The sequence below is a fragment of the Kitasatospora sp. NBC_01300 genome (assembly GCF_041435235.1).
In the GTDB taxonomy this organism is placed as follows: Bacteria; Actinomycetota; Actinomycetes; order Streptomycetales; family Streptomycetaceae; genus Kitasatospora.
The window spans coordinates 1308612-1329932 of the sequence record NZ_CP108409.1 but is presented as its reverse complement, the minus strand read 5'-3'; the positions used below and the strand labels follow the sequence as shown (position 1 = coordinate 1329932).

23 protein-coding genes are annotated in these 21321 nt (G+C 72.7%); 9 read left to right on the top strand and 14 right to left on the bottom strand.

All coding sequences use genetic code 11. The features are described from left to right. Positions 1 to 130: 130 nt before the first annotated feature. Together OG556_RS39250 and OG556_RS39245 are read right to left on the bottom strand one after the other, a co-directional pair. Positions 131 to 472: a hypothetical protein gene (locus tag OG556_RS39250; RefSeq protein ID WP_331745188.1), complete on the bottom strand. Its 342-nt coding sequence runs from the start codon at positions 470 to 472 to the stop codon at positions 131 to 133. Positions 473 to 479: 7 nt separating this feature from the next. Next, the gene (locus tag OG556_RS39245) at positions 480 to 614 is read right to left on the bottom strand and encodes a hypothetical protein (protein WP_331745187.1); all 135 of its coding nucleotides are present in this window, start codon (positions 612 to 614) and stop codon (positions 480 to 482) included. Between the two features lie 339 nt (positions 615 to 953). Between OG556_RS39245 and OG556_RS39240 the strand changes: the two genes are divergently transcribed. Together OG556_RS39240 and OG556_RS39235 are read left to right on the top strand one after the other, a co-directional pair. Beyond that, a complete protein-coding gene (locus OG556_RS39240; protein WP_331745185.1) occupies positions 954 to 1925 on the top strand; it encodes a helix-turn-helix transcriptional regulator in 972 nt (323 codons plus the stop codon). A 167-nt stretch (positions 1926 to 2092) separates the two neighbouring features. Beyond that, on the top strand, positions 2093 to 2827 hold the full coding sequence (locus tag OG556_RS39235; protein ID WP_331745184.1) for a DUF4232 domain-containing protein: 735 nt from the start codon (positions 2093 to 2095) through the stop codon (positions 2825 to 2827). A 28-nt stretch (positions 2828 to 2855) separates the two neighbouring features. Here the strand turns inward: OG556_RS39235 and OG556_RS39230 are convergent, their stop codons facing one another. From OG556_RS39230 to OG556_RS39200, 7 genes are all read right to left on the bottom strand, one after another. After that, positions 2856 to 3284: a lasso peptide biosynthesis B2 protein gene (locus OG556_RS39230; RefSeq protein ID WP_331745183.1), complete on the bottom strand. Its 429-nt coding sequence runs from the start codon at positions 3282 to 3284 to the stop codon at positions 2856 to 2858. After that, on the bottom strand, positions 3281 to 3538 hold the full coding sequence (locus tag OG556_RS39225) for a lasso peptide biosynthesis PqqD family chaperone (protein ID WP_331745182.1): 258 nt from the start codon (positions 3536 to 3538) through the stop codon (positions 3281 to 3283). Before OG556_RS39225 ends, OG556_RS39230 begins: the two co-directional genes overlap by 4 nt. Then, the gene (locus OG556_RS39220) at positions 3539 to 5371 is read right to left on the bottom strand and encodes an asparagine synthase-related protein (protein WP_331745181.1); all 1833 of its coding nucleotides are present in this window, start codon (positions 5369 to 5371) and stop codon (positions 3539 to 3541) included. A gap of 11 nt (positions 5372 to 5382) precedes the next feature. Then, positions 5383 to 5523, bottom strand: a complete 141-nt coding sequence (locus tag OG556_RS39215) for a lasso RiPP family leader peptide-containing protein (protein ID WP_331745180.1) — start codon at positions 5521 to 5523, stop codon at positions 5383 to 5385. 281 nt (positions 5524 to 5804) lie between these two features. Beyond that, on the bottom strand, positions 5805 to 7031 hold the full coding sequence (locus OG556_RS39210) for a cytochrome P450 (protein WP_331745179.1): 1227 nt from the start codon (positions 7029 to 7031) through the stop codon (positions 5805 to 5807). Continuing rightward, a complete protein-coding gene (locus OG556_RS39205) occupies positions 7012 to 8220 on the bottom strand; it encodes an acyltransferase family protein (protein WP_371523143.1) in 1209 nt (402 codons plus the stop codon). The genes OG556_RS39210 and OG556_RS39205 overlap by 20 nt, the downstream gene beginning before the upstream one ends. Positions 8221 to 8470: 250 nt before the next feature. Next, complete coding sequence (locus OG556_RS39200; protein ID WP_331745176.1) at positions 8471 to 9445, bottom strand: WYL domain-containing protein; 975 nt, start codon at positions 9443 to 9445, stop codon at positions 8471 to 8473. A 90-nt stretch (positions 9446 to 9535) separates the two neighbouring features. Here OG556_RS39200 and OG556_RS39195 point away from each other — a divergent pair, with 90 nt between their 5' ends. Further along, positions 9536 to 10141, top strand: a complete 606-nt coding sequence (locus OG556_RS39195; RefSeq protein ID WP_331745175.1) for an NIPSNAP family protein — start codon at positions 9536 to 9538, stop codon at positions 10139 to 10141. 182 nt (positions 10142 to 10323) lie between these two features. On the opposite strand, the gene OG556_RS39190 is transcribed toward OG556_RS39195, so the two are convergent. Further along, positions 10324 to 11370 carry a glycosyltransferase gene (locus OG556_RS39190; RefSeq protein WP_331745174.1) on the bottom strand — a complete coding sequence of 349 codons (1047 nt, stop codon included), beginning with the start codon at positions 11368 to 11370 and terminating at the stop codon, positions 10324 to 10326. Positions 11371 to 11699: 329 nt separating this feature from the next. Between OG556_RS39190 and OG556_RS39185 the strand changes: the two genes are divergently transcribed. Together OG556_RS39185 and OG556_RS39180 are read left to right on the top strand one after the other, a co-directional pair. Then, entirely contained in the window at positions 11700 to 12308 is a 609-nt protein-coding gene (locus OG556_RS39185; protein ID WP_331745173.1) for a helix-turn-helix domain-containing protein, read from the top strand. Beyond that, entirely contained in the window at positions 12305 to 13615 is a 1311-nt protein-coding gene (locus tag OG556_RS39180; RefSeq protein ID WP_331745171.1) for an MFS transporter, read from the top strand. The genes OG556_RS39185 and OG556_RS39180 overlap by 4 nt, the downstream gene beginning before the upstream one ends. 51 nt (positions 13616 to 13666) lie before the next feature. On the opposite strand, the gene OG556_RS39175 is transcribed toward OG556_RS39180, so the two are convergent. Both OG556_RS39175 and OG556_RS39170 read right to left on the bottom strand, forming a co-directional pair. Next, positions 13667 to 13984: a hypothetical protein gene (locus OG556_RS39175; RefSeq protein WP_331745170.1), complete on the bottom strand. Its 318-nt coding sequence runs from the start codon at positions 13982 to 13984 to the stop codon at positions 13667 to 13669. Positions 13985 to 14228: 244 nt separating this feature from the next. Continuing rightward, positions 14229 to 14813 carry a GNAT family protein gene (locus OG556_RS39170; RefSeq protein WP_331745168.1) on the bottom strand — a complete coding sequence of 195 codons (585 nt, stop codon included), beginning with the start codon at positions 14811 to 14813 and terminating at the stop codon, positions 14229 to 14231. A 189-nt stretch (positions 14814 to 15002) separates the two neighbouring features. On the opposite strand from OG556_RS39170, the gene OG556_RS39165 reads away from it, so the two are divergent. The 3 genes from OG556_RS39165 (at position 15003) to OG556_RS39155 (ending at position 16552) form a co-directional block, all read left to right on the top strand. Continuing rightward, entirely contained in the window at positions 15003 to 15377 is a 375-nt protein-coding gene (locus OG556_RS39165; protein ID WP_331745166.1) for a hypothetical protein, read from the top strand. 215 nt (positions 15378 to 15592) lie between these two features. Beyond that, positions 15593 to 16078, top strand: coding sequence for a hypothetical protein (locus tag OG556_RS39160; RefSeq protein ID WP_331745164.1), 486 nt, complete (start codon positions 15593 to 15595; stop codon positions 16076 to 16078). A gap of 333 nt (positions 16079 to 16411) precedes the next feature. Then, positions 16412 to 16552: a hypothetical protein gene (locus tag OG556_RS39155; RefSeq protein WP_331745163.1), complete on the top strand. Its 141-nt coding sequence runs from the start codon at positions 16412 to 16414 to the stop codon at positions 16550 to 16552. 77 nt (positions 16553 to 16629) lie between these two features. On the opposite strand, the gene OG556_RS39150 is transcribed toward OG556_RS39155, so the two are convergent. Beyond that, on the bottom strand, positions 16630 to 17391 hold the full coding sequence (locus OG556_RS39150) for a TetR/AcrR family transcriptional regulator (protein ID WP_331745162.1): 762 nt from the start codon (positions 17389 to 17391) through the stop codon (positions 16630 to 16632). A 98-nt stretch (positions 17392 to 17489) separates the two neighbouring features. Between OG556_RS39150 and OG556_RS39145 the strand changes: the two genes are divergently transcribed. Further along, positions 17490 to 18353, top strand: a complete 864-nt coding sequence (locus OG556_RS39145; protein ID WP_331745161.1) for an NAD(P)H-binding protein — start codon at positions 17490 to 17492, stop codon at positions 18351 to 18353. 279 nt (positions 18354 to 18632) lie between these two features. Here OG556_RS39145 and OG556_RS39140 read toward each other — a convergent pair whose 3' ends face one another. Beyond that, positions 18633 to 21308: an MXAN_6230/SCO0854 family RING domain-containing protein gene (locus OG556_RS39140; RefSeq protein WP_331745160.1), complete on the bottom strand. Its 2676-nt coding sequence runs from the start codon at positions 21306 to 21308 to the stop codon at positions 18633 to 18635. Between the last annotated feature and the right edge of the window lie 13 nt (positions 21309 to 21321).

Below are 21321 nucleotides of genomic sequence, written 5' to 3'. Positions count from 1 at the left end.
GACGGCATCGGATGCCGGACAGCGTCGTGCGGGCGCAGCGGTGGTGCGGACGCAGCGGTGGTGCGGGTTCAGTCGCGGTGTGCTCAGTAGCGGCGTGTTCTGCCGCGGTGTGTTCAGCGGCGGTGTGGTCTCAGCAGCCGGGGAGCGCCGGCGGCTGGTAGCGCCGGCGCATCAGGGGTGAGGCCTGGTGGCCTCGGGCGATCAGGACGTGGGCCCGGCTCAGGGTGTCCTGGTCGGCGGCGGGGTCGCGGCTGGCGAGGTAGACGAGCAGGTCGACGCGGTCGGTCTCGCTTCGGACGGTGATGTGCTGGAGGCCGTCGTCGGGGCGGGCGTGGGCCCACAGGACGGCGCGGACCTCGGCCGCCTCACCTGCCTTGTCCACCTCGGCCACCTCGGCCACCTCAGCTGCCTCGCCGGCCGGGACCGGCCCGGCGTTCTGCCTGCGGTGCAGGGCGGCGTAGATGACGTCCATCCGCGGGTCAGCCGCCCCAGCCGAAGCTGGCGTTGACGGCGGTGTCCGGGGTGCTCACCGACAGGACGGCGGGGGCGGCGAGCAGCGCGCCCAGCGAGATGGCGATGGCCGCGGCGGCCTTGGCGAGACGGTTCTGGATCACGATCGACTGTCCTCAACTGTTGCTGACACGAAGGGATTTCTCCGATCGGTGCGTCCCGCGGTCGACGCTCCGTCCGGCTGCCGTCCGGGGCTGTCGTCCTGGCGGCGATCACTAGCTTTGCCGGTCGGGGGGCGGCTCGGAAGGCCTTGCGGGTGTCGCCAACCGGCCTGTCCGACTCCGGACATGCAGTCATGGACATGACGAAAACCAGATGACGCGGTCCGCCTTCGAGGGCGGAGATTCGACCTTGAGGGCCGTGTCATCCCATGAAAGGATCATGAAGCTTCGTGTGCTGTCACAGCCACGAGAGGCCACGGATCATCACACAAGGGGGACACCATGTTGCAGGCGCTTGGACTATCGGCCCGCGCCGAGCAGGTCTACCAAGCCCTGCTCGACCACCCCGCCGACGACGTCGAAGCGATAGCCGGGCGCTGCGCGACCACCGCCACCCAGGTCCACGACTGCCTCGACGAACTCGGCGCCCTCATGCTCGTACGCGCCTCCGCCGACCACCCCGGCCGGATGCGCGCCGTCGACCCGGCCGTCGGCCTCGCCGAGATGCTCGCCCGCCAGGAAGCCGACCTCGCCGCCCGCCAGGCCGCCCTCGCCGCGTCCCGCGCCGCCGTCACCCGCATGGTCGCCGAGCGCGCCGAGCACCACGCCGCCCACGGCGAACGCCTGCTGGGCATGGACGCCGTCCACCACCGCCTGGAACAGATGAGCCGCACCACCACCACGGAAGCCCTCAGCAGCCAGCCCGGAAACCAGCGCCCCGAGGACCTCGACTCCTCCCGCCCCGGCGACGCCCGCGCGCTCGCCCGCGGCATCACCATCCGCACCCTCTACCAGGACTCGACCCGCCACCAGCCGCACGTCACCGGGTACGCCCACTGGCTGCTCAGCCAGGGCGGCGAAGTCCGCACCGCCCCCACGATCCCCCAGCGCATCGTCATCGCCGACCGCCGCGAGGCCCTCGTCCCCATCGACCCCGAGGACCACCGCAAGGGCGCACTGCACGTCACCGAACCCGGCATCCTCACCGCCCTGCTCGACCTCTACGAGCAGGCGTGGAACACCGCCGTCCCGCTCGGCGCCGCATTCCCCGGCGACCCCACCACCGGACTCACCGCCACCGAGCGCGAACTGCTGCGCCTGCTCGGCAACGGTCTCACCGACGACACCGCCGGCCAGCGCCTGGGCATCTCCTCCCGCACCGTCGGCCGCCACATGGCCTCCATCATGGAGCGGCTCAACGCCAGCAGCCGCTTCGAGGCCGGCATCAAGGCCGCCCAGAACGGCTGGCTCTGACCGGCCTGAGCGCGCCGTGTCAACCCGCAGCTCCCCGATGGATTGTCACAGTCCCGTCCTCGCGATGTCCTGGTGATTGTGACGCCGTGCCTGCCACCAAAAAGTGCTGACCGACCGTCATGGTGGGTGTCCAGCAAGCCAGCACGCACTGTCATCGGGGAGCCACCATGTCCGTCCGCCGCCGTCGCCCGCTGCTCGTCACCGCCGTCCTCGCCGTCGGCGCCGGACTCGTCCTGACCGCCTGCGGGCCCGACAACACCGACCAGGCCGCCGGCCCGAAGGCCTCCCCCACCACCGCGGCCGTCACACCCGCCCCCACCGGCGCGGCCCCCGCAGCCGGGTCACCGACCGCCCCGGCCACCGCGGCCGCGTCACACACCCCCACCAGCGCGCCTCACACGCCGTCCGCCTCCACCAGTGCCCGGCCCGGCGGCGGCAGCGCCCCCGCCGACGCCACCCCCTGCGACATCAACAACCTCTCCATCCACGTCACCGCACGCCCCGGAGCGCCCAGCCAGCGGGTCATCGAAGTCCACAACACCGGTGCCAAGGCCTGCAGCCTCAGCTCCTCCCCCGGCGTCAACCTGGGCAACTCCACCGCCCGCGACCAGAGCAACAACATCCGGCCGGTGCTCGCCAGCGGCACCCTGCGCTTCCCCGTCCCCGCCGGCCAGAACGCCTACGTCGTGATCGACCTCAACCCCAGCGGCGCCACCACCGGCACCACCCCCGACATCAACGAAATCAACGTCCTCGCCGACCAGGACGACACCAACATGCCGCTCGCCGCCACCCACAACTTCCCGCTCACCCCCGACACCCGCGTCCTCAACCCCCACATGGGCAACTACCGCGCCACCGTCGCCGAGGCCGTCACCTCCATGGCAGCCGCCGGCAAGTGACCCCGGCGCCCCCAGCGAGGCCGCGAGGTCACGGGCCCGGCCGGTGTTCCGGTGCGACGGTGATCAGCGGGTGGAAGTGGGCGAGTTCGGCGGGCTCGTCGACGGGTTCGCCGTCGGCCTCGATCCACGCGTGGGCGCGGAACGGGGCGGTTCGCACGCCCGTGCGCCAGGTCGGCCAGGTGCCGCGCGTGCGGCACAACAGCGCTGCGGCGATGGAGCGTTGGAGACACCCCTGGCCGGCGCAGCGCATGCTGAGGGCAACCACGGCCTGCCGGGCGGCCAGGGCCTCGGCCCGGCCGGCGGGGCGGGCGCCGCGCCGCAGTGCGCTCATCAGCCGGCGGATCCGGGCCGGGGGGAGCCGTTCGACCAGCCGGGCCGCGCCGATCGCCGCGAGCACGGCCGGCCGCAGGTGCCAGGGCGGACGGCCCACATGGTCGGCGTGCGCGTGCAGGCTCATCCGGTGACCAGCCCGGCGGTGCGCAGGCTCTCGTGCAGCCGGTCGACGTCGGAACGTGCCCGGGCCGCCGTGACCGGGAACCGGCCGCCGAGGTCGGCGGCGATCTCGTCGGCGGTCCGGTCCTCCAGCAGGGACTGCAGGATGAGCAGCCCGGTGCGGTTCAGCTGGAAGTAGCGGCCGGAGCGTTCGTCCAGGACGACGGCGCCGTCGTCGGTCGGGGTGAGCGTCACGTCGGGGCGCAACCGGGTGGCCATTCAAGCTCCTTGAACGGTGGTCGGGGAAGCGGGGCGCGGGCTCGCCCCGTGGGCGCGCAGCCAGTGCTCGCAGGCGAGCGTCGCGTCCAGGGCCGCGTAGGAGGTGCCGGGCGGGTACAGCCCGAGGCAGGCCTGCCGGAGGGCGTCGGGGTCGACCAGTCCGGCGCGGGCGAGGGCGCTGTCGTCGATGAGCGCGGCGAGTTCGGCGCGGTGGCGGGCGAGCCCCTGGTGGGTGTCCGGGCTGAAGTCGCCCTTGCCGGTGCGCCGGAGGAGGTCGGCCGGCACGTCGGGCGCGACGGCCTCGGTGAGCAGCGGCTTGTACGCGAAGGGCGTTCCGCGGGTGGCGGGGTCGGCGGCCAGGCAGGCGTCCAGGACCCGGTCGTCCAGGAAGGGCACGCTGTACGGCGTTCCCGCGCGGGCGGTGGCGTCGATCAGCTGCCGCATGGCCGCCGCGCTGTGCCGGACCATGCGCAGCGCCTGGTGCTGGGCGTGCTCCGGCGCCAGCGGTTCCGAGCCCTGGGCGGCCCGCAGCTGTTCGCGTACCAGTTCGGCGGTCCGGGCGGTGGCCCAGGGCGGCAGCCGGGGTGTGATCCCCCAGCCGAGCAGTTGGGTGGTGCGCGGCGGGTCGGGGTGGGTGAGGCGGTCGGCGGCGCGGGCGAGCCAGGCCGGGTACGGCCGGGGGTCGGTGAGGGCGCTCAGGGCGTCCGGCAGCGTCCAGCGCAGGCGGGCCCGGTGTCCGCGCAGGTGGCGGGCGGCGGTGGCCGGGTGCCGTGGGGCGACGGTGCGCAGGTAGGCGGGCAGGGCCTGCAGTACCTCGTCGCCGCCCTCGCCGCTGATCCGCAGCCGGGCGCCGTGCGTCGCGAGCAGCCGGGCGACGGCTTCGTCGCGGGCCCTGGTCCGGGTCCAGGCGAACGGTTCGTCGCCCTGTGGTCCGGGTGTGTCGATGTCCGCGAACATCGCGGGAACGTCCTCGGCCGCCAGTACGAGGCGCCGGCCGGGCAGGTGGTGCGTGGCTCGCTGCGCCCAGGCGGCGTCCTCGTGGTGGGGGTCGACGGAGCCGATGGTGACGGTGAGCAGTTCGGCCGGGCCGGTGGCGGCCAGGAAGCACAGGGGTGTGGAGTCCAGTCCGCCGGAGAGGTCGGCGGCGATGAGCCCGCCGTCCCTGGTCCGGGTGTCGACGGCCCGGTGCAGGGCCTGGCCGAGCGCCGTCGCGGCTTCGGGCCGGGCGCGCCGCGGGGCCGGCGGGTGCCAGTGGGCGAGGGTGCGGGCGGGGCGTCCGGGGGCGAGCACGGCCGCGTGGTTCGGCGGCACGGCGGTGACTCCCGGCCACAGGGGCAGCGCGTCGACGGGGTGCGGCAGCGGGTCGGCGAGCCTGAGGGCGAGCCGGTCGAGGGACGGGGCGAGGCCGGCGGCAGCGGCCAGGACGTCGGCCCGGTCGGACAGCACGGGGACGCCGTCGACCTCGGCCAGGTGGAGTCGGCGCAGTCCGGACAGCGAGCCGCGCGCGGCCACGGTGCCGTGCACGGTGGCGAGGAGATGGAAGCTGCCCGCGAGGTCGCCGCCGAGGGCGAGCACGTCCCGCGGGTCGCGAACGCGTTCGGCATGGCGGCGCAGGCGCTGCGGGTCGGCGTCGGAGGTGCCGAACACGGCCAGCGCGACCGGTCCGGCCTGGACGGTGACCGGTTCGTCGGCCGGCCAGTGGCCGAGGATCCAGGGACGCCCGCTGGGGTGGTGCAGGGCACGGCACTCGGCCGTGCCCCACACCGCGGCCGTCGCGGCCCCGGCTTCGGTGTCCGGAAGGACCACGAACCAGGTCCGCGGGTGACCGCTCATCGGCCGGTTCCTCAGGGAGCGAGGTAGTAGCCGTGGACATCGGACTGGTTGCCGATGTCGAAGCCCCGGGTGAGGTCCGCGAAGTCGCCGAGTTCGATCAGCATCGGGGGCTCGTACACGTCCTGCGTCGGGGGCTCGTACACGTCGGTCATGACGATGTCCTCTCGTTCACAAGGAATGGGACGCGATCACCGGCCGGTCGAGTACAACTCTTCTCTGCCGACTCCCCGATGGACAAGCGGTGCCGGAGGCTTCGGCCGGAACCTGACGGTCTCCCACCTGGGGGGCCGGGGCCGCTGCCGGGGCTGCCGGGCACGTGAGTGCCGGTCCGCGCGCACGGAGGGCGGAGGGGCTGGATCCGGCCAGTGGGGAAGGCGGGAGAAGGCGGGCCCGCCGCTGGCGTGGCCGCCGCGAGCTCTTGAAGCCCCGGGCGTCACCAGAGGACCGGCATGCTCCGCAGGCCGAAGACGATGTCGTTGTGCTTGAACGCGGACGGCGCCAACGGCCCGGCCAGCCGTAGCCCCGGCATGCGGCGCAGCAGGGTGGCCAGCGCGACCTGCAGCTCGATCCGGGCCAGCTGCTGGCCGATGCACTGGTGCGGACCGAACCCGAACGCCAGGTGTGCGCGGGGCGGTCGGCGCAGGTCGACGGTGTCCGGGGCCGGGAACACCTCCTCGCCCCGGTTGCCGGACGGGATCGCGGCGACCAGCCAGCTCCCCGCCGCCACCTCGGTGCCGCCGACGGTGACGTCCTCGGTGGCGTACCGCAGCAGCCCGAACTGGATCACGGACAGGTAGCGCAGCAGTTCCTCCACGGCCGTGCCGATGGTGTCCGGGGCGGCCCGCAGCGCGGCCGTCCGCTCCTGGTCCGCCATCAGCACCAGGGCGCTGAGCGCGATCATGTTGGCCGTCGACTCGTGCCCGGCGACCAGCAGCAGTACGCCGAGCGTGGCCAACTCCGCTACGGTCGGGGGGTTTTCGGTCGCCTCGCCGCGGACGATCAACCGGCTCAGCAGGTCGTCCTGCGGCTCGGCCCGGCGCCGGACGACCAGCTCGCCGAGGTAGCCCTCCAGCCGTCGGGTGGCCGCGTCGCGGGTCGCCGCGTCGGCCTCGAAGCCGATCAGCACCTCGCTGTCGCGCTGGAAGGACTCGTGGCCGTCGTAGGGCACGCCGAGCAGCTCGCAGATCACCAGCGACGGGATCGGCAGCGCGAAGTCCCGGACCAGGTCGGCGCTCGACCCGGTGAGCATCGCGTCGACGTGCCGGTCGGTGATCCGCTGGACGGACGGTCTCAGCGCCTCCATCCGCCGCATGGTGAACTCGCCGATCAGCAGCCGTCGCAGCCGTGCGTGCTCTTCGCCGTCCAGCTGGATCATCGAGCCGGGGGCCGGGTCGCACCGGTCGTAGGAGGGCAGCATGTGCATCGATCCGGCGCCGCGGGAGCTCAGCCGGGGATCCGTGAGCACGCTCCGGATGTCCTCGTGGCGGCTGACCAGCCATGCGTCCATCCCGGCCGGGCAGCGCACCGGTGACACCGGCGCGTGGGCGCGCAGCCGGGCGTAGGTCTCGTCGGGGTCGAAGGGGCGGGAGTCCGGCCGGGTGACCGGGAATTCGGGGAGTCCGGAGGCTTCTGATGCCTGGTCAGGACTGGGTTTCGTCATGGGAGGCGGCTCCAGGATGACGGAGGGAGAGCTCATCGCGCCGACGCGTACGGGACCGACGCGTACGGGGCCCACGCGCAGGGGGCCGGCCGTCCTCGCGGACCGGGGCGGGTCCGGCGCGGCGGCCGCGTGGCCGGCTGAAGCGTCGGACCGCCGGGCGTTCGACCAGTGTGTAGAGGGCCGCCGCGAGGACGAGGCTGATCGCGACGGTGAGCAGGATGTGCACCAGCCGCGTCGACGCGGCGCCGCCCGCCGCCCCGCCCGTGGCGTGCACGCCGTCGATCGGGCCGTACTGGATGACGAGGTAGTGCACGAGGTAGAGGGCGAACGAGATCTCGCCGAGCCACACCATGGTCCGGCCGCTGAACGGGGTGCGTGCGGTGCGTACGTCGGCCGCGGCGCCGGCCGCGATCAGCAGGGCGAGTGCGGCCGCGGTCGGTCCGGCGCAGAGGCGGAACACGCCGGGCAGCTGGGACTGGACCACCACACAGGCGAGGGTCAGCAGGAACGCCGGCGTCATGCCCAGGCGGATCCACTTCCCCGAGATCACGATGCGCGCCATCAGGATGCCGAGGACGAATTCGAGCATCCGGGTGAAGGGCAGGCTGTAGGCGAACCAGGACTGCAGCTCGGCGATCGCCGGGTCCCATGAGGTGGCCGGCCGGGTCGGCAGCAGCTGGGCGGCGAAGGGGACGGCGATGATCGCGATGGCGACGCCCGCCGCCCACGACCACAGCCGCTCCGGCCGGATGCGCCCGATGAAGCGGATGAGCCAGGGGAAGGCGAAATAGAAGACCAACTCGCAGCCGAGGGTCCAACTCGGCACGTTGATTCCGGTCAGCCCGCCGAGGGCGTCGAAATCGGGAATCCAGGGCTCGATCAGCAGCAGCGGCGGAATCGTGTTGATCGCCATGATCGGAACGCCCGCGGCGGCCATCAACGCCACGGTGGCCGTGAAGGTCGTCAGGTGGTTCGGAAGGATCTTCACCAGGCGTCGGCGCCAGAACAGTGGGGCGGTGTCGTTCGGGTCGGCGACCCAGGTGAGGATGAAGCCGCTGAGCACGAAGAAGAACGCCACCCCGACCGGTCCGAGGGTCGTGATCAGGTACGGAAGACCGGGGTGTATCGATCCGACGATCTGACCGGCCAGGTGGGATACCAGCACGGCGAACGCCGCGATGAACCTCATACCGGTCAGCGACGGCAGGCGACTCGGACGAGCGGACGGTTCCGGCGACTGCATCACCGCTTCCCTGTCGATGACGATATCCACGACACCAAGGCCTCGTGTGGAATCCGAGCCTGTGCGCAGAGTGTCCTGTGCGCAGAGTGTTTGGGCCACTATCAAATGGCCCCGCCGGAACGGTCAAGCGGATTTTCTCGATGCACCGCATCGCCTGTCTTCCAAGACGCAGGGCAGGGAGGGGAATTCACCCGCGTCAGGCCCCGTACCGGTCGGCGAGTGCGCGGGCGGTCGCGGCCAGCCGGGCACGCAGCTCCGGTGGTTCGAGGACCTCCACGTCGGTGCCCAGTCCCAGGAACTCGTTGTGGGCGTGGCCGAGGGACTCGATGGGCACGGACGCCCTGGTCCAGCCGTCCGCCTCGACCACCCCCGAATCCGCGACCGCCCGGTCGAACGTGCGGCCGAGCTGCTCGCGGCCCCGGGTGACACCGCGCGGCGACAGTCGCACCGTCGCCTCCGCGGTGTGCAGCCCGGCATGGAAGTCGGCGAGCCGGTCCCGCCAGTGTGCGGCCAGGTCGAAGCTCGCCGGAATCTCGAACTCCTCCTCCAGTTCCCGCAGTTCGAGGATCTGGTCGACCCGGTACGTACGCGGGGTGGCACCGTCCGCGGCAGCGACCAGATACCAGCGGCCGGCCTTGAGGACCAGTCCGTACGGCTCCAGCCGCCGTTCCACCTCGGTGGGCGCCTTCCACCGCCGGTAGCGGACCCACACCCTGCGCCGGTCCCAGAGCGCGGCCGCGACGGCCGCCAGGTGCGGCGTCTCGTCCACGTCCCCGTACCAGCCGGGCGCATCGAGGTGGAAGCGCTCCTGGATCAGCCCGGCCCGCTCGCGGAGCTCCGCCGGTAGGGCGGCCCGCAGCTTGAGCTGGGCGGCCGCCAGTACCTCGCCCAGGCCCAACTCGGCCGCCGGGCCGGGCAGTCCGGCCAGGAACAGGGCCTGCGACTCGTCGGCGGTCAGGCCCGTCAGCCGGGTGCGGTACCCGTCGAGCAGCTGGTAGCCGCCGCCGTGGCCGGCCTCGCCGAACAGCGGGACCCCGGCCGCGCCGAGCGCTTCGAGGTCCCGGTAGACCGTGCGGACCGACACCTCCAGCTCGTCGGCGAGCTGCTGGGCCGTCGTCCTTCCCCGGTTCTGGAGGAGCAGGAGCAGTGAGATCAGTCGGCTGGCGCGCACGACTGCCAGTATCCACTGACAGGAGGTGTCAGTGGACCGGTCCTAGCCTGCGGCCATGATCGATTCCGACTTCCAGTCGCAGGCCGCCTCGTGAGCATCGTCGAACTGCGCCAGTACACCCTGCACCCAGGCACCCGCGACACCCTGGTCGCCCTCTTCGAGCGGGAGTTCGTGACCGGACAGCAGGCGGTGGGCATCACCGTCGGCGGCCGGTTCCGGGACCTGGACGACCCGGACCGCTTCGTCTGGCTGCGCAGCTTCCCGGACATGGCGTCGCGGGCCCGAGCACTGCACGCCTTCTACTACGGGCCGGTCTGGCGGGAGCACCGAAACGCCGCCAACGCGACGATGGTGGACTCGGACGACGTCCTGCTGCTGCGCGGCCCGGGCTTCACCGCCCCGGCCGACGCCGGGCCGGTCGTCGCGACCATCTGCCACCCCCTGGACCCCGCCGCCTTCGCCGACCACTTCGAGCGGCACCTGCGCCCGGAACTGGCCGCCCGGACCCCGCCGTTGGCGGTTCACCGCACCGAACACGCGGAGAACGACTTCCCCGCCCTGCCCGTACGGGCCGGCGAGGACGTCCTGGTCTGGTTCACCACGGGCGACACCGCCCCCCTGCCGGACCTCTCGGCACACCTGCACTCCGCCCCGCAGCAACTGCGCCTCTCGCCCGTGCCGCAACACTCCCGCTGAAGCCTGTCGCACAGGGCCGTGGGTGGGCAAGCCGACGTCCGGCCTGACCTGCTGCTTCACCCGCCGGGGACGGGGTCGTGCGAGGTGGCGACGGCCTGCACCACGCCGGTGCAGGCCGTCGCCCCCGCTTTCGGGCCTTTCGGGCCGGTGGCCGGCGGGAACGGAGCAGTCCGGCTGGAGCGCTACGAAGCGGCCGGCGGTTCCACCCTGGCGTGCGTCTCCGGCGGCACCGGGAAGCGCCTCAACAACTCCTCCATCCAGGCGGCCGGATGGGTCGCGGTCGCCGCGCCACCGGGGAGGGCACGCGCTCTGCGGATGCCCTCGATCAGTGCCTCGACGGCGGCCCGGGTGGTGTACCGGTCGGCGACCCACTGACGGCCCGCCCGCCGCACCTCGTCCTGGCCGGGCAGGTCGAGCAGCTCAAGGGCCTTGTCCGCCAACCGGTCCGTTTCGAGCTCCGGGATCCGCCACGCGGACGGCGAGTCGAACAGCTCCGCTCCGCCGCCGGCGGCGTAACCCGTCACCAGGCAGCCGCTGGCCATCGCCTCGGCCGGCGGCAGTCCGAAGCCCTCGCCCTCGGGCGCTCCCAACGCGATGAACACCGACGTGTCGGACAGGACGCGAGCGACCTCCTCGTGGGGGACCGCGTGGATGTCGTACAGGTCCACGCCCTCGGACCGCGGGTCGGCGTGCAGCAGACGGCGGAGCAGCGTGGTCTCGATCGGGCGCTTGCGGGACATCCACGCGATGCGCCGAACCCGCTCGGTCGACGCCGGTCGGAACAACTCGGTGTCGATGACGTTCGGCACCAGGTGCGGTTCGAACTCGGGCAGGGCGCGGCGGAACATGTCGACGCCCGCCTTCGAGATCGTCCACAGAGCCGGCCGGTCCGACCAGCCCGGATACGGGCCGGGGTCGGGGCAGGTCAGGAAGTTGACGTAGTGCCCCTGCGAGTAGATCACCTTGTGGCCGCCGGGCGCCGGGTCGTGCCCCGGGACGACGCTGACCTCGTGCAGCACGAGCACGTCCTCGGGCCCGAGGTCCAGGGTCATGCCGGACAGCGTCGGCACGTCGTCGTCGAACCACGTGTAACGGAATCCCGGCGTGGGCGTCCAGCGGAACGCCTCGACGCCGACGGCCCGCAGCAGCGAGACCTGCTGGTTCAGCACCCGGATGCCGCCCAGCGGGAACTGGAACTCGAACGACGCGTAGATCACCCTGCCGGTCACCGTACCTCCTTGAGAAACAACGATCGGCGGGACCGGACCACGGGGGTTACGGGCGTGGGCAGTTGGGCCAGGGAGGCGGCGTCGCCCTCCCGGGGCCGTGGAGCAACGTCCGTGCACAGCAACTGGGCCTGGCCCGTACTCATACGCCCAGGGTGTCAGCAATGCCCCCGCATGTCACCGCCCCGACGCCGCCGGGGGCAGAGGAGTTGGACGCGGACACGGAACCCCCTCGTTGCCGGCACCGGAGATGGCGCTGACGACAGGACCACGAACAAAGCCGTCGACGTGAGAGTTGACTCTCACGAATTATGAGAGGAAACTCTCACGTCATGGCCCCCAATAATCGCCTGGGCGATATCGAGATCACCGACCCCCAAGCCATGCGGGCCTTGGCGCATCCGGTGCGGCTGGCGATCCTCGACCACCTCCACCGACACGGGCCCTCGACCGCGACACAACTCGCGCCCGACGTGGGAGCGACGCCGTCGGTGACCAGTTGGCACCTGCGCCACCTGGCGAGCTTCGGGCTGGTCCGCGACAGTGAGCCCGGCCCGGACCGACGCCAGCGGCGGTGGGAAGCCGTGGCACGCGGCTTCCGATTCGAGGCGCCGCAGGACCCGGCCGATGAAGAAGGCCGGTCAGCCGCGCGGGTGCTGTCGCAGCAGATGTTCCTGCGCCACGCAGACCTCCCGAGCCAGTGGGCCGCCGAGGTCGAACCCGAACTCGACCCGGAATGGCGCAGGTCGGCCGGGCTGGCCAGCACCCGCGTCGTCGTCTCGGCTGAGGAACTCGCCGCCATCGAGGACGGGATCGAGCGCCTTCTCGCGCCGTACGTGACTCGCGACCCGGACGAGCGGCCCACGCAGGCCCGCGGCGTCCGGCTGATGCGCTACGTCCTGCCGGAAGGCGCCGCGGAGCAGGCCGGGCAGACGTCGTGAGCGACCCTGACCAGAGTGCCGCGATATCGCTGTGGCGGGATCGGCGGTTCCGCCGCTTCTGGGCCGGTCAGTCGGCCTCACAGTTCGGCGACAGGATCACCGAACTGGCCCTGCCCCTGATCGCCGTCGGCACCCTGGACGCCTCGGCCGACCAGGTGGCGTGGCTGACCGCGCTGGTCTGGACGCCGAACCTGCTCGCGATCTTCCTGGGGGCGTGGGTCGACCACCGAGCCCACAAGCGCCGTCTGATGATCTTCGCCGACCTGGCGCGCGCCACAGTACTGCTCAGTGTCCCGGCGGCCTGCCTGTCAGGGTCGGTGACGCTGGGGCAGTTGTATGCGGTGGCACTGCTGACGGGCGCGGCCGGGGTGCTGTTCAACACCGCCTATCCGCCGTTCTTCGTGCGCCTCGTGCCGCGAGCGTCCTACGTCGACGCGAACAGCAAGCTCAGCGCCAGCCGGTCGGCGTCGTACATCGCCGGCCCGGCCATCGGCGGCGTTCTGGTCCAGGCGCTGACCGCACCCGTCGCCGTCGTCGTGGATGCCCTGACCTTCCTGGTGTCGGCGCTCCTGGTCGGTCGCGCCTCGGTGGACGAACCGCCTGCCGTCTCCGGCGCTGCGGCGGCACCCCCGCTGTTGCTGCGCGCCCGAGAGGGGCTGTCGTTCGTGGTCCGCCACCCGGTACTGCGGGCGGCTCTCGGCTGCGCGGCGACCGTCAACTTCTTCACCTTCGTCGCGGGCAGTGGGCTGATCGTCCTGTTCGCCAACCGGAGCCTCGGGCTGTCGGCGGGAGCGATCGGCATCGCATTCGGGATCGGCGCGACCGGTTCCCTCCTCGGCGCGGTGTCCGCCCCGAAGGTCTCGCGACGGTTCGGTGTGGGGCGCAGCATCGTCGTCGGCGCGGTGCTGTTCCCGGCGCCGATCGCCATTGCCGCCGCCGCAGGCGGCCCGCTCTGGCTCCGTGCCGGCGCCTTGGCCGCAGTCGAATTCCTGTCCGGCTTCGGCGTCATGCTGTTCGACATCAACCTCAACTCCCTCCAGGCCACGGTGATCCCCGACGGCATGCGCAGCCGCGTGGCCGGCGCGTACAGCACGATCAACTACGGCACGCGCCCCGTCGGTGCCATCGTCGGAGGGCTGCTCGCGTCCTCCGTCGGCCTGAGGGCGACGCTCCTCGTCGCCGCCGTCGGCGGAGCCCTGTCACTGCTCTGGCTCCTGCCCTCACCGATACCCCGCATCCGCTCCCTGGCGCCGGACGGCGCCGCGGATGCCGACGGCGCGAACGGCGAGCGGCCGATGCCTTGTTGACCGGCCGGACGTGGCCCGGCCAGGATCCGAGCGGGGTAGGAGAGGGTCGGTTCATCCCGCCTGAGACAGTGCGGCGATCCAGCTGCCGTCCAGAAACTCGGCAGGGACCTCGTCCTCCCACGGATCGATCCCCCGGCGTTCCAACTCGTCGAACCACCGGTCCCGCTGCGACTCCGGCAGACGCCGGCCGCACCAGGGGCAGAAGTCGATCCTGACGCGCGAGGTGCCGCCGTCATGGATGATCAGCCCGTACTCCTGGAACCTGGCGCTGAAGCCGACCAACGCGTCCGGGCAGGCAGAGGGGTCATCGTGCTGCCCGCAGGGCGCGTTCACGCGGCTGTTCATCGCCTCGCAGCAGTGGTTGGCCATGGCCTCGGCTTCTCGTCGATCGGTACCAGGAGCAGCAGTAGATCACGACCTGTGATGATCGCCGAGTGGCAGGTGGAGACCTGGCTGACGCGCGGTGGACCCGGCTGGAACTGTCGCCGGCCGGGCGCCGAGTTCCCTGGCACGACCGACGAGCCCTCCGTCAACGTCACCCGCTCCCGCCTGGGACGACTCGTTCGTCAGGGACTCCTCGACCGATCCGGACGCAGCCGCCACCGGAAACGGACTAGCGTCGCACTTCGTGGATCGGAATCGGCACAACCGCCGGCCGCCACTCCCTCCTGAGCAACCCGAACACCCACGAGTCGGACACCTCGCCGTTCACGACGCAGTCCTCCCGCAACGTCCCTTCACGCACGAACCCGAGCTTCTCCAGGACCCGGGCGGATGCCACGTTGCGCGTATCGGTCTCGGCCTGAACGCGGTTCAGGTCCAGTGCGTCGAATGCCCACTGCAGCACGGCGGTTGCGGTCTCCGTCGCGAAGCCGTGGCCCCACATCTCCTCGCCGAGGCAGTAGCCCAACGACGCGCTGCGGTAGTCCGGGTTCCATCCGGTCAGACCGCACCAGCCGACGAAGGCCCCGTCGGAAGCACGCTCGACGGCCACCCGTGCCCCGGTGCCTTCGTCCGCCATCCTCCGGCACATCGCGAGGAAGCGCTCGGCGCGGGCCTGTTCGGTCCACGGCGGGGAGTCCCAGTAGCGCATCACATGGGTGCTGCTGTGCAGCGCGAAGAGGGAGTCCGCGTCGGCCTCGGTGAAGGGGCGCAGTCGCAGGCGAGCGGTGTGCAGGACGGGGGTGGTCAAGGTCATGCGCACCATCTTGTGTCCTCCCGGGCAGTCAGAACACCGAATATCCCTTACGGCGCAGGTGGCAGCCGGACGGGAGGAAGCGGAGGCCCTGGTACCGGCGGCCGTACACCGTGCGGCGACCCCGGATAATGGCCGTGGCCGCAGGCCGGCGGCGCCGGCGGCCTCGATCGATGGAGAGGCGGAGGACGGATGACCCTGAAGGAAGGCCGGCGCGTCAGGTTGGCCGAGGATCTCGGGATCGGTGAGGCGGTCGCCGGGGAGCCCGGGGCCGTCGTCGGGTTCCTCTCGCTGGGATCCGGGCTGGAGGGCACCGTCGAGCGGGTGGACGGGGAACTCCCGGAGAGCCATGAGGTTCGCGAGTACCAGCGGCTCAAAGCGCTGTTCGAGGACTACGGGCACACCATGCCGGTGGCGAGCCGCGAGCGCCTGGAGGCGGAGATCGCCGCGCTGGAGCCGCAGTGGACCGCGCACCGGGAACGGGGGAACCGGGTGACGGTCCGGGTCCGGCTGGACAACGGCTTCGTCCTCGACGGGGCGGACCAAGGCATCCTCACTCCGCTGTGAGGGGGGACGTCTCCGGGGCCTTCGTCGGGACGGGCGGCCGCCCAGGTGCTCCTACACCGCGCCAACTGACAAACGATGGACAGGCGTTGCGAACGGTGCGGTGAACGGCGCGGGCAGCCTCGTCCATCGTTTGTCTGTCGGTGCGGCGCATCGTTCACCACGGCGCGGGACACCGCCCGCGCCACCCACCGAAGGCACACCGAATCGAGGGAACCATGCGTACCTCCGCACGCTTCGCCGCGCTGGCCGCGGTCAGCGCCATCGGGCTCGGCACCATCGCCACCGGCACCGCCCAGGCCGCCCCGGTCACCTCCCAGGCCACCGTCCAGGCGGCCCGGAGCACCACCGTCCACCTGCACAACGGGACCGGCTGCGCGCTCTCCCGGACCAACTATGGTCTGTCCCACGGCATCTGGACGCAGGGCCAGGAGCCGCCGCAGACCCTGGGGAACACCGGCGACACCACCTTCCAGTCGGAGAGCAACGGCTTCCTGACCGGCACGGAGGGCTGGGCGACGTTCACCACGTACGGCTGCGAGGAAGGCTGGCGCAACAACAACACCGTCGCGCTGCACTGGGCCAACCCCTACACCGGTTCCAACAGCTACGACGAGAACGGCACCAGCAGCGTCTTCCGCACCACCCGTGAGAGCGGCTCCGGCGACAACGCCGACGTCTACTGGGGCGTGTGGAAGAACTGATCCCGGCCGTCGGGCACCGCCAGGGGCGGGCAAGTGCCGCCAGATAGTCCAGGATCTGTCCGGCCCCCGCCCCCCGGCGCCTGTGTCGGGTGATCCGGCGCCTGTACCGCCGCACCGCTCGTCGCACGCCGCCGTGTGAAAAGCATGCAAAGCATGAAAAGACGGTGCCCCACCACTGGGTGCCGAACGGCCCGGGCCGTTCGGCACCCGCCGGCCGGCACCGCCGGGAGGCGGAGGAACCCGGGAACACCTCCACCACGTGCTCACCGCAGCTGCCGTAGCAACCGCCGGGCGCCGCACCAGTCCCCCCCGGCCCGGCAATTCGATGGCGCGATGCGCGACGACGTCACCGCACTCGCGCACGCGGTCCAGGCCCAGGTCAGGGAGGGTGCGTTGGAGGCCGCCCGGCAGCTCCTTCCCGCCGAGCGCCCCTATCCGGCGGGCGACGAACTGCTGAACCACCTGCGCGGCTGAGCTGGCCCCGAGCGCACGGGACCACGGGGTCTCCGGCGGCCGCCCCACCCCGTCAGGAACGTACGAGCCGTCGGTGATCAGCCGTCGGCGGCGAGGCGGTTCAGCCACTCCCCGAGCAGCTGCTGCTCGGCGCCGCTGAGCGTCGTCTGTTCGGGCAGTGCGGCGCGCAGGGCGCGGGCGGCTCCGGCCGGGCCCGGTTCGTGCACGGCCGGCTGCCGGTTGGTGACGGCGGCGACCATGCACTCCCGGAGGGTGGTCAACAGGGCCGGGTCGCGCCGCTCCTGGGGCAGGGACAGCCAGGTGAGCACGGCGCCGCGCGCCGTGGCGTGGATGATCTGGGCCGCGAGTTCCTCGTCGACGCGGAGCCAGCCGCCGGCGGCGAGGCGCCGGATGCGGCCCATCAGGATCTCCATGCCGGCCTTGAAGGCGGCCGAGGTGGTCCCGGCGGGTTCGGTGTACATCAGCGTGTACAGCGCGGGGTTGGCCAGACCGAACTCGATCGCGACGTCCCAGCCCGCTCTCAGGTCCTCGATCGGATCCCGAGGGTCGGGGTCGACGTGTTTGGTGGCGAGGAACGCGGCGAAGCCGTGCGCGGCCACCGCGTCGAGCAGCCCGTCCTTGTCGCCGAACAGCCGGTAGATGGCCGGCGGCTGCAGGCCCGCCGCGTCGGCGACCGCGCGGGTGGTGACCGCGTCGCGGCCCCCGCGGGTCAGCAGGCCGATGGCGGCCTCGATGACCCGCTGCCTGGTCTGCTCCCGGCCCGGGGACGCGGTGGCGGACTCAGCAGTGGACGCGGTGGACGCGGTGGCGCCGTCCCTGTCGCGTGAAGGCGATGGCATGAATCAACGATACCGCATCACTGGTTCCACCGATATTATCGGTGATACGTTGAATGTGTTTCCACTGGAACCACCTCGTCGCGACACGGGAGCACACCATGATCATCGTGACCGGAGCCACCGGACAGCTGGGGCGTCAGATCGTCGAGAGGCTGCTGACGCGCGTACCGGCGGCCCGCATCGGCGTCAGCGTCCGCGACCCCCAGAAGGCTCAGAACCTCGCAGACCAAGGGGTACGGGTACGCCAGGGCAGCTTCACCGACGCCGCCGGCCTCGCGCACGCCTTCGAGGGCGCCTCGCAGGTCCTCGTCGTCTCCGTCGACAAAATGGGCGAGGAGTGCGTCAGGCAGCACCGCACCGCGATCGAAGCGGCCGTCACGGCGGGCGCCCGTCGCATCCTCTACACCAGCCAGATGGGGGCCGGCGCGACGTCGCACTTCCAGGCCTGCCGCGACCACGCCGCCACCGAGGAGGCCCTGCGCACCTGCGGCGTGCCGTTCACCTCGCTGCGCAACGGCTTCTACGCCGCCAGCGCGGCGCACTTCCTCGGCGACGCGGCGCAGTCCGGCCGGCTCGCGCTCCCCGCGGACGGGCCGGTCGCCTGGACGGCGCACGCCGACCTCGCGGACGCGGCCGCCGCCATCCTGGCCGACGAAGGCCGCTTCGACGGCCCCACGCCGCCGCTCACGGGCCGACAGGCGCTCACCTTCGACGACATCGCCGCCATCGCCACCGAACTCACCGGCCGCACCATCACACGGACCACCGCCCCCGACGACCGGTTCCGCACGCAGCTGACAGACCAAGGCGTCCCCGCGGAAACCGCCGGCCAGTTGCTCGGCATCTTCGCCGCCAGCCGCGCCGGCGAGTTCGCCACCACCGACCCCACCCTGGCCGACCTGCTCGGCCGCGAGCCCGTCACCCTGCGCACGGTGCTGCGCGAGCACCTGTCCGAAAGCTGATCCGCCCAGGGCACCGGGCGCCGGATGCCGGATGCCGGTACCCGGCCCTGGCCGCTCGGCGCGCTCGGCGCGCTCGGCCGGACCAGTCACGGGAACACGCCGACGGAGGACAACGGCGTGTTCCCGTGACCGGGATGCCGCTACGCCCGCTGGTGGCCGGGTCCACGACTCCGTGGTGCAGCGCCACCGGACCGGACGGCCCAGTCCGGACGGCCCAGGACGGTGCCCGTGCGGTGTGCCGGCCGACGAGCGTGCTGCTGACCCCGGCGCCCACGTTCGTCAGGCCCGCGGCGCCAGCCCCGCCACCAGGTCTCCCGCCGTCAGCCGTTCCAGCTCCTCGGCCGCGGCGTCCACCGGCCCCGGGTAGAGCCGGTACAGCGCCCCGGACAGCTTCTCCGGCGCCGGCACGTCCCCGTCCACCAGCGCGACGAACGCCCGCTGCCCGTCCGGAAGTGCGGCCGAACCGGCGCCGTCCTCGTCCCGCAACGCCCGCAGCCGCGCCGCGAACGCCCCGACGCCCTCACCGCCTCGACGCTGCCACCGCCGCACGGCGCCGCCGTCGCGACCGCGCACGTGCACCTCGTCGCTGCCCGCCGCCGCCCGGGCGCAGGCGACGTCCCACAGGGTGGCCCGGTTCTCCGGGCCGAAGTGGGCGAGCACGTCCCGGCTGAGCGCGCCGACCTCGGCCTGGTGCCGGTAGACGCTGTGGTAGCCGCCGTCGGCGCCGGTGTTGAGGTCGGTCCAGGTGTACCGCCGCTCCGCCAGGTCGACGATCATCGGCACGGACACCTTGGCCTCCCCCACCAGGTCCAGCCGCTGGCGGACCGTCCTCGGGTGGTAGTGCGTGCCGCCGGACGGCGTCGCGCCGAGGTCCATGAAGCCGGCGAAGGCCTCGGTCAGCTCCTCGAAGGCGACGTCGTTGTAACTGAACACGATCACCACGGCGTACCGGGAGCCGCCCGCCGCGAGCCGGGCGAAGTCCAGGTCGACGAACTCCGTCGCGCCGTTCGGCGGCGGCGCGGACACGTAGTCGCCCGAGTGCACGGCGGCCCGGTCGCCGTGCACCAGGTTGGTGTAGTCGCACAGCCCGCTGAACCGCCACTGCTCGTCGTACAGCGCGACCGAGAGATCGAGGTCCACCCGCAGGTGCTCCGGCTGCATCCAGTGCACGAACAGCCGCAGCCGGTCCCCCTGCGGCAGCCGCAGCCTGCTGCCGCGCGGCACGCAGACCAGGGTCTTGGCGGCGGCCCGCTCGGCGAACGGCGCGACCAGGTCGACCAGCCCCTCGTCCAGCAGCGCCAGGTCATAGCGTTCTCCGCCGCTGCGCCGCAGCAGCTCCGCCTCGATCAACCCGCAGACCGGGGAGCCGAGTTCGTCGGGCACAACGGTGCCGTGGTCCTCCCGGGAGTACGCGAGCGAAACCGTGCCCCGGGGGAAGTACAGCCGCCGCTCACCCGCGTTGCGGGCCCCACGCAGCCGCCCGTACGCGCCGAGCAGCGGCCCGGGGGCGACCCGTTCGAGCGCGGCACCGACCGTCTCCAGCAGCTCCGGCGGCAGCGCGGCACCGGGCGCGACGGTGGCGTGCACCCGCAGCACGTGGTGCAGCCGGCGGACCAGTTCGCCGGGCCGTCCGGCCAGAACCCGCACCGCGCCGAGGGCATCCCCAGCCGCCAGAAGGCTCTCGACCCGCCCGGCGAAGCCGGTGAAGGCGAGCCTGACGCGCTCCCGGCCCGGCTCCCCGCCGGTGACCACTCGCAGCGGTGCGGGCGGCTCGGCGAACTCCCGGCCCACCTCGTGGGAACGCAGGTCCGTCTCCCGCAGCAGCACGAACGCGGCCGTCACCCCGGGGAAGCGCCGCCGGTGCTCGTACGGGTGCAGCAACTCGCCGGCGCGCAGCCAGGCCGACCGGTGCCGGCGCAGGTCCTCGGCGAGGGCGACGGCGGAGAGGCCCTCCAGGATCTCCAGCAGACCCTTGCGCAGCGGCCGTGGGAGATTGCGCAGCCGCAAGCGCCGCGCGGTGCCGGGCAGCAGGTCGGGTACGGCGCCGGACCGGGCCCAGAGCAACCGCAGCACATCGGTGGCGGTGTCGATCCGCTCGGCCAGGACGGGCAGGGCGGCCGCGCCTTCGCGCTCCAGCAGGGCGGCGAGCACGGTGGCCTTGGTCTCACGCAGCGGGATCCGCTCGGGCAGGCGCTGCGCCAGGTCCGCCGGCGCGTGGGCGAGCAGCGCGGCGAGGTCGTCCCGGTCCTGCGGGGAGAGCGGGGTGCGACGGGCCAGCAGCCGATCGAACTCGCTCATCGCAGCGGTGACCTGGTCGGCGGTGATCAGCCGCAGCGGGCGCAGGGCCTGCTGCCCGCCGAACTCTTCGGCCGCCTTGCGCCCGGCCGGATTGTCCTCGCCGAGGTAGGTGCCGGCGTCCAGCGGGGTGCCGCAGAGCGGGCACCGGGTGCCCCGGCCCTCGGCGAGCAGGCCGTCGTGGCAGGGCACGCAGAGCAGGTGTGCGCAGGGCGCGAGCGCGCCGATGCCGGCCTCGGCACCGCGCCGACCGCAGTGCGCGCACGGCTGGCGGGGCTGGTTGAGCAGGAACGCCCTGATCTGCCGGGTGTAGAGGACGTGCGCGTGGTCGGGCACGGCGTCCGGGAACCGGCGGAACAAAGGGAGGTGCTCGCGGTCCGCGCCGAGCAGATGGTCGATCCTGGCGAGCAGCCCGTCGCCCAGTTCGGCGAGCCGGACCGGCGCCAACCGGGCCAGGGCGGTACGCAGTCCGGTGGTCAGCACGTAGCCGCGCCGGACCAGGTCGGCGTCGAGGGCCACCAGCCCCCGGGTGCTCCACGGGTCGGCGGAGGGCAACAGTTCGCCGGGGGCCGCACAGACGGCGCCGCGCCGGCGGAGCAGGAAAGAACCGAGATCGAGATCGATGGCGACGTCGAAGGGAGCCGTGATGGCTCGGGGCATGCGGAGAGATCCC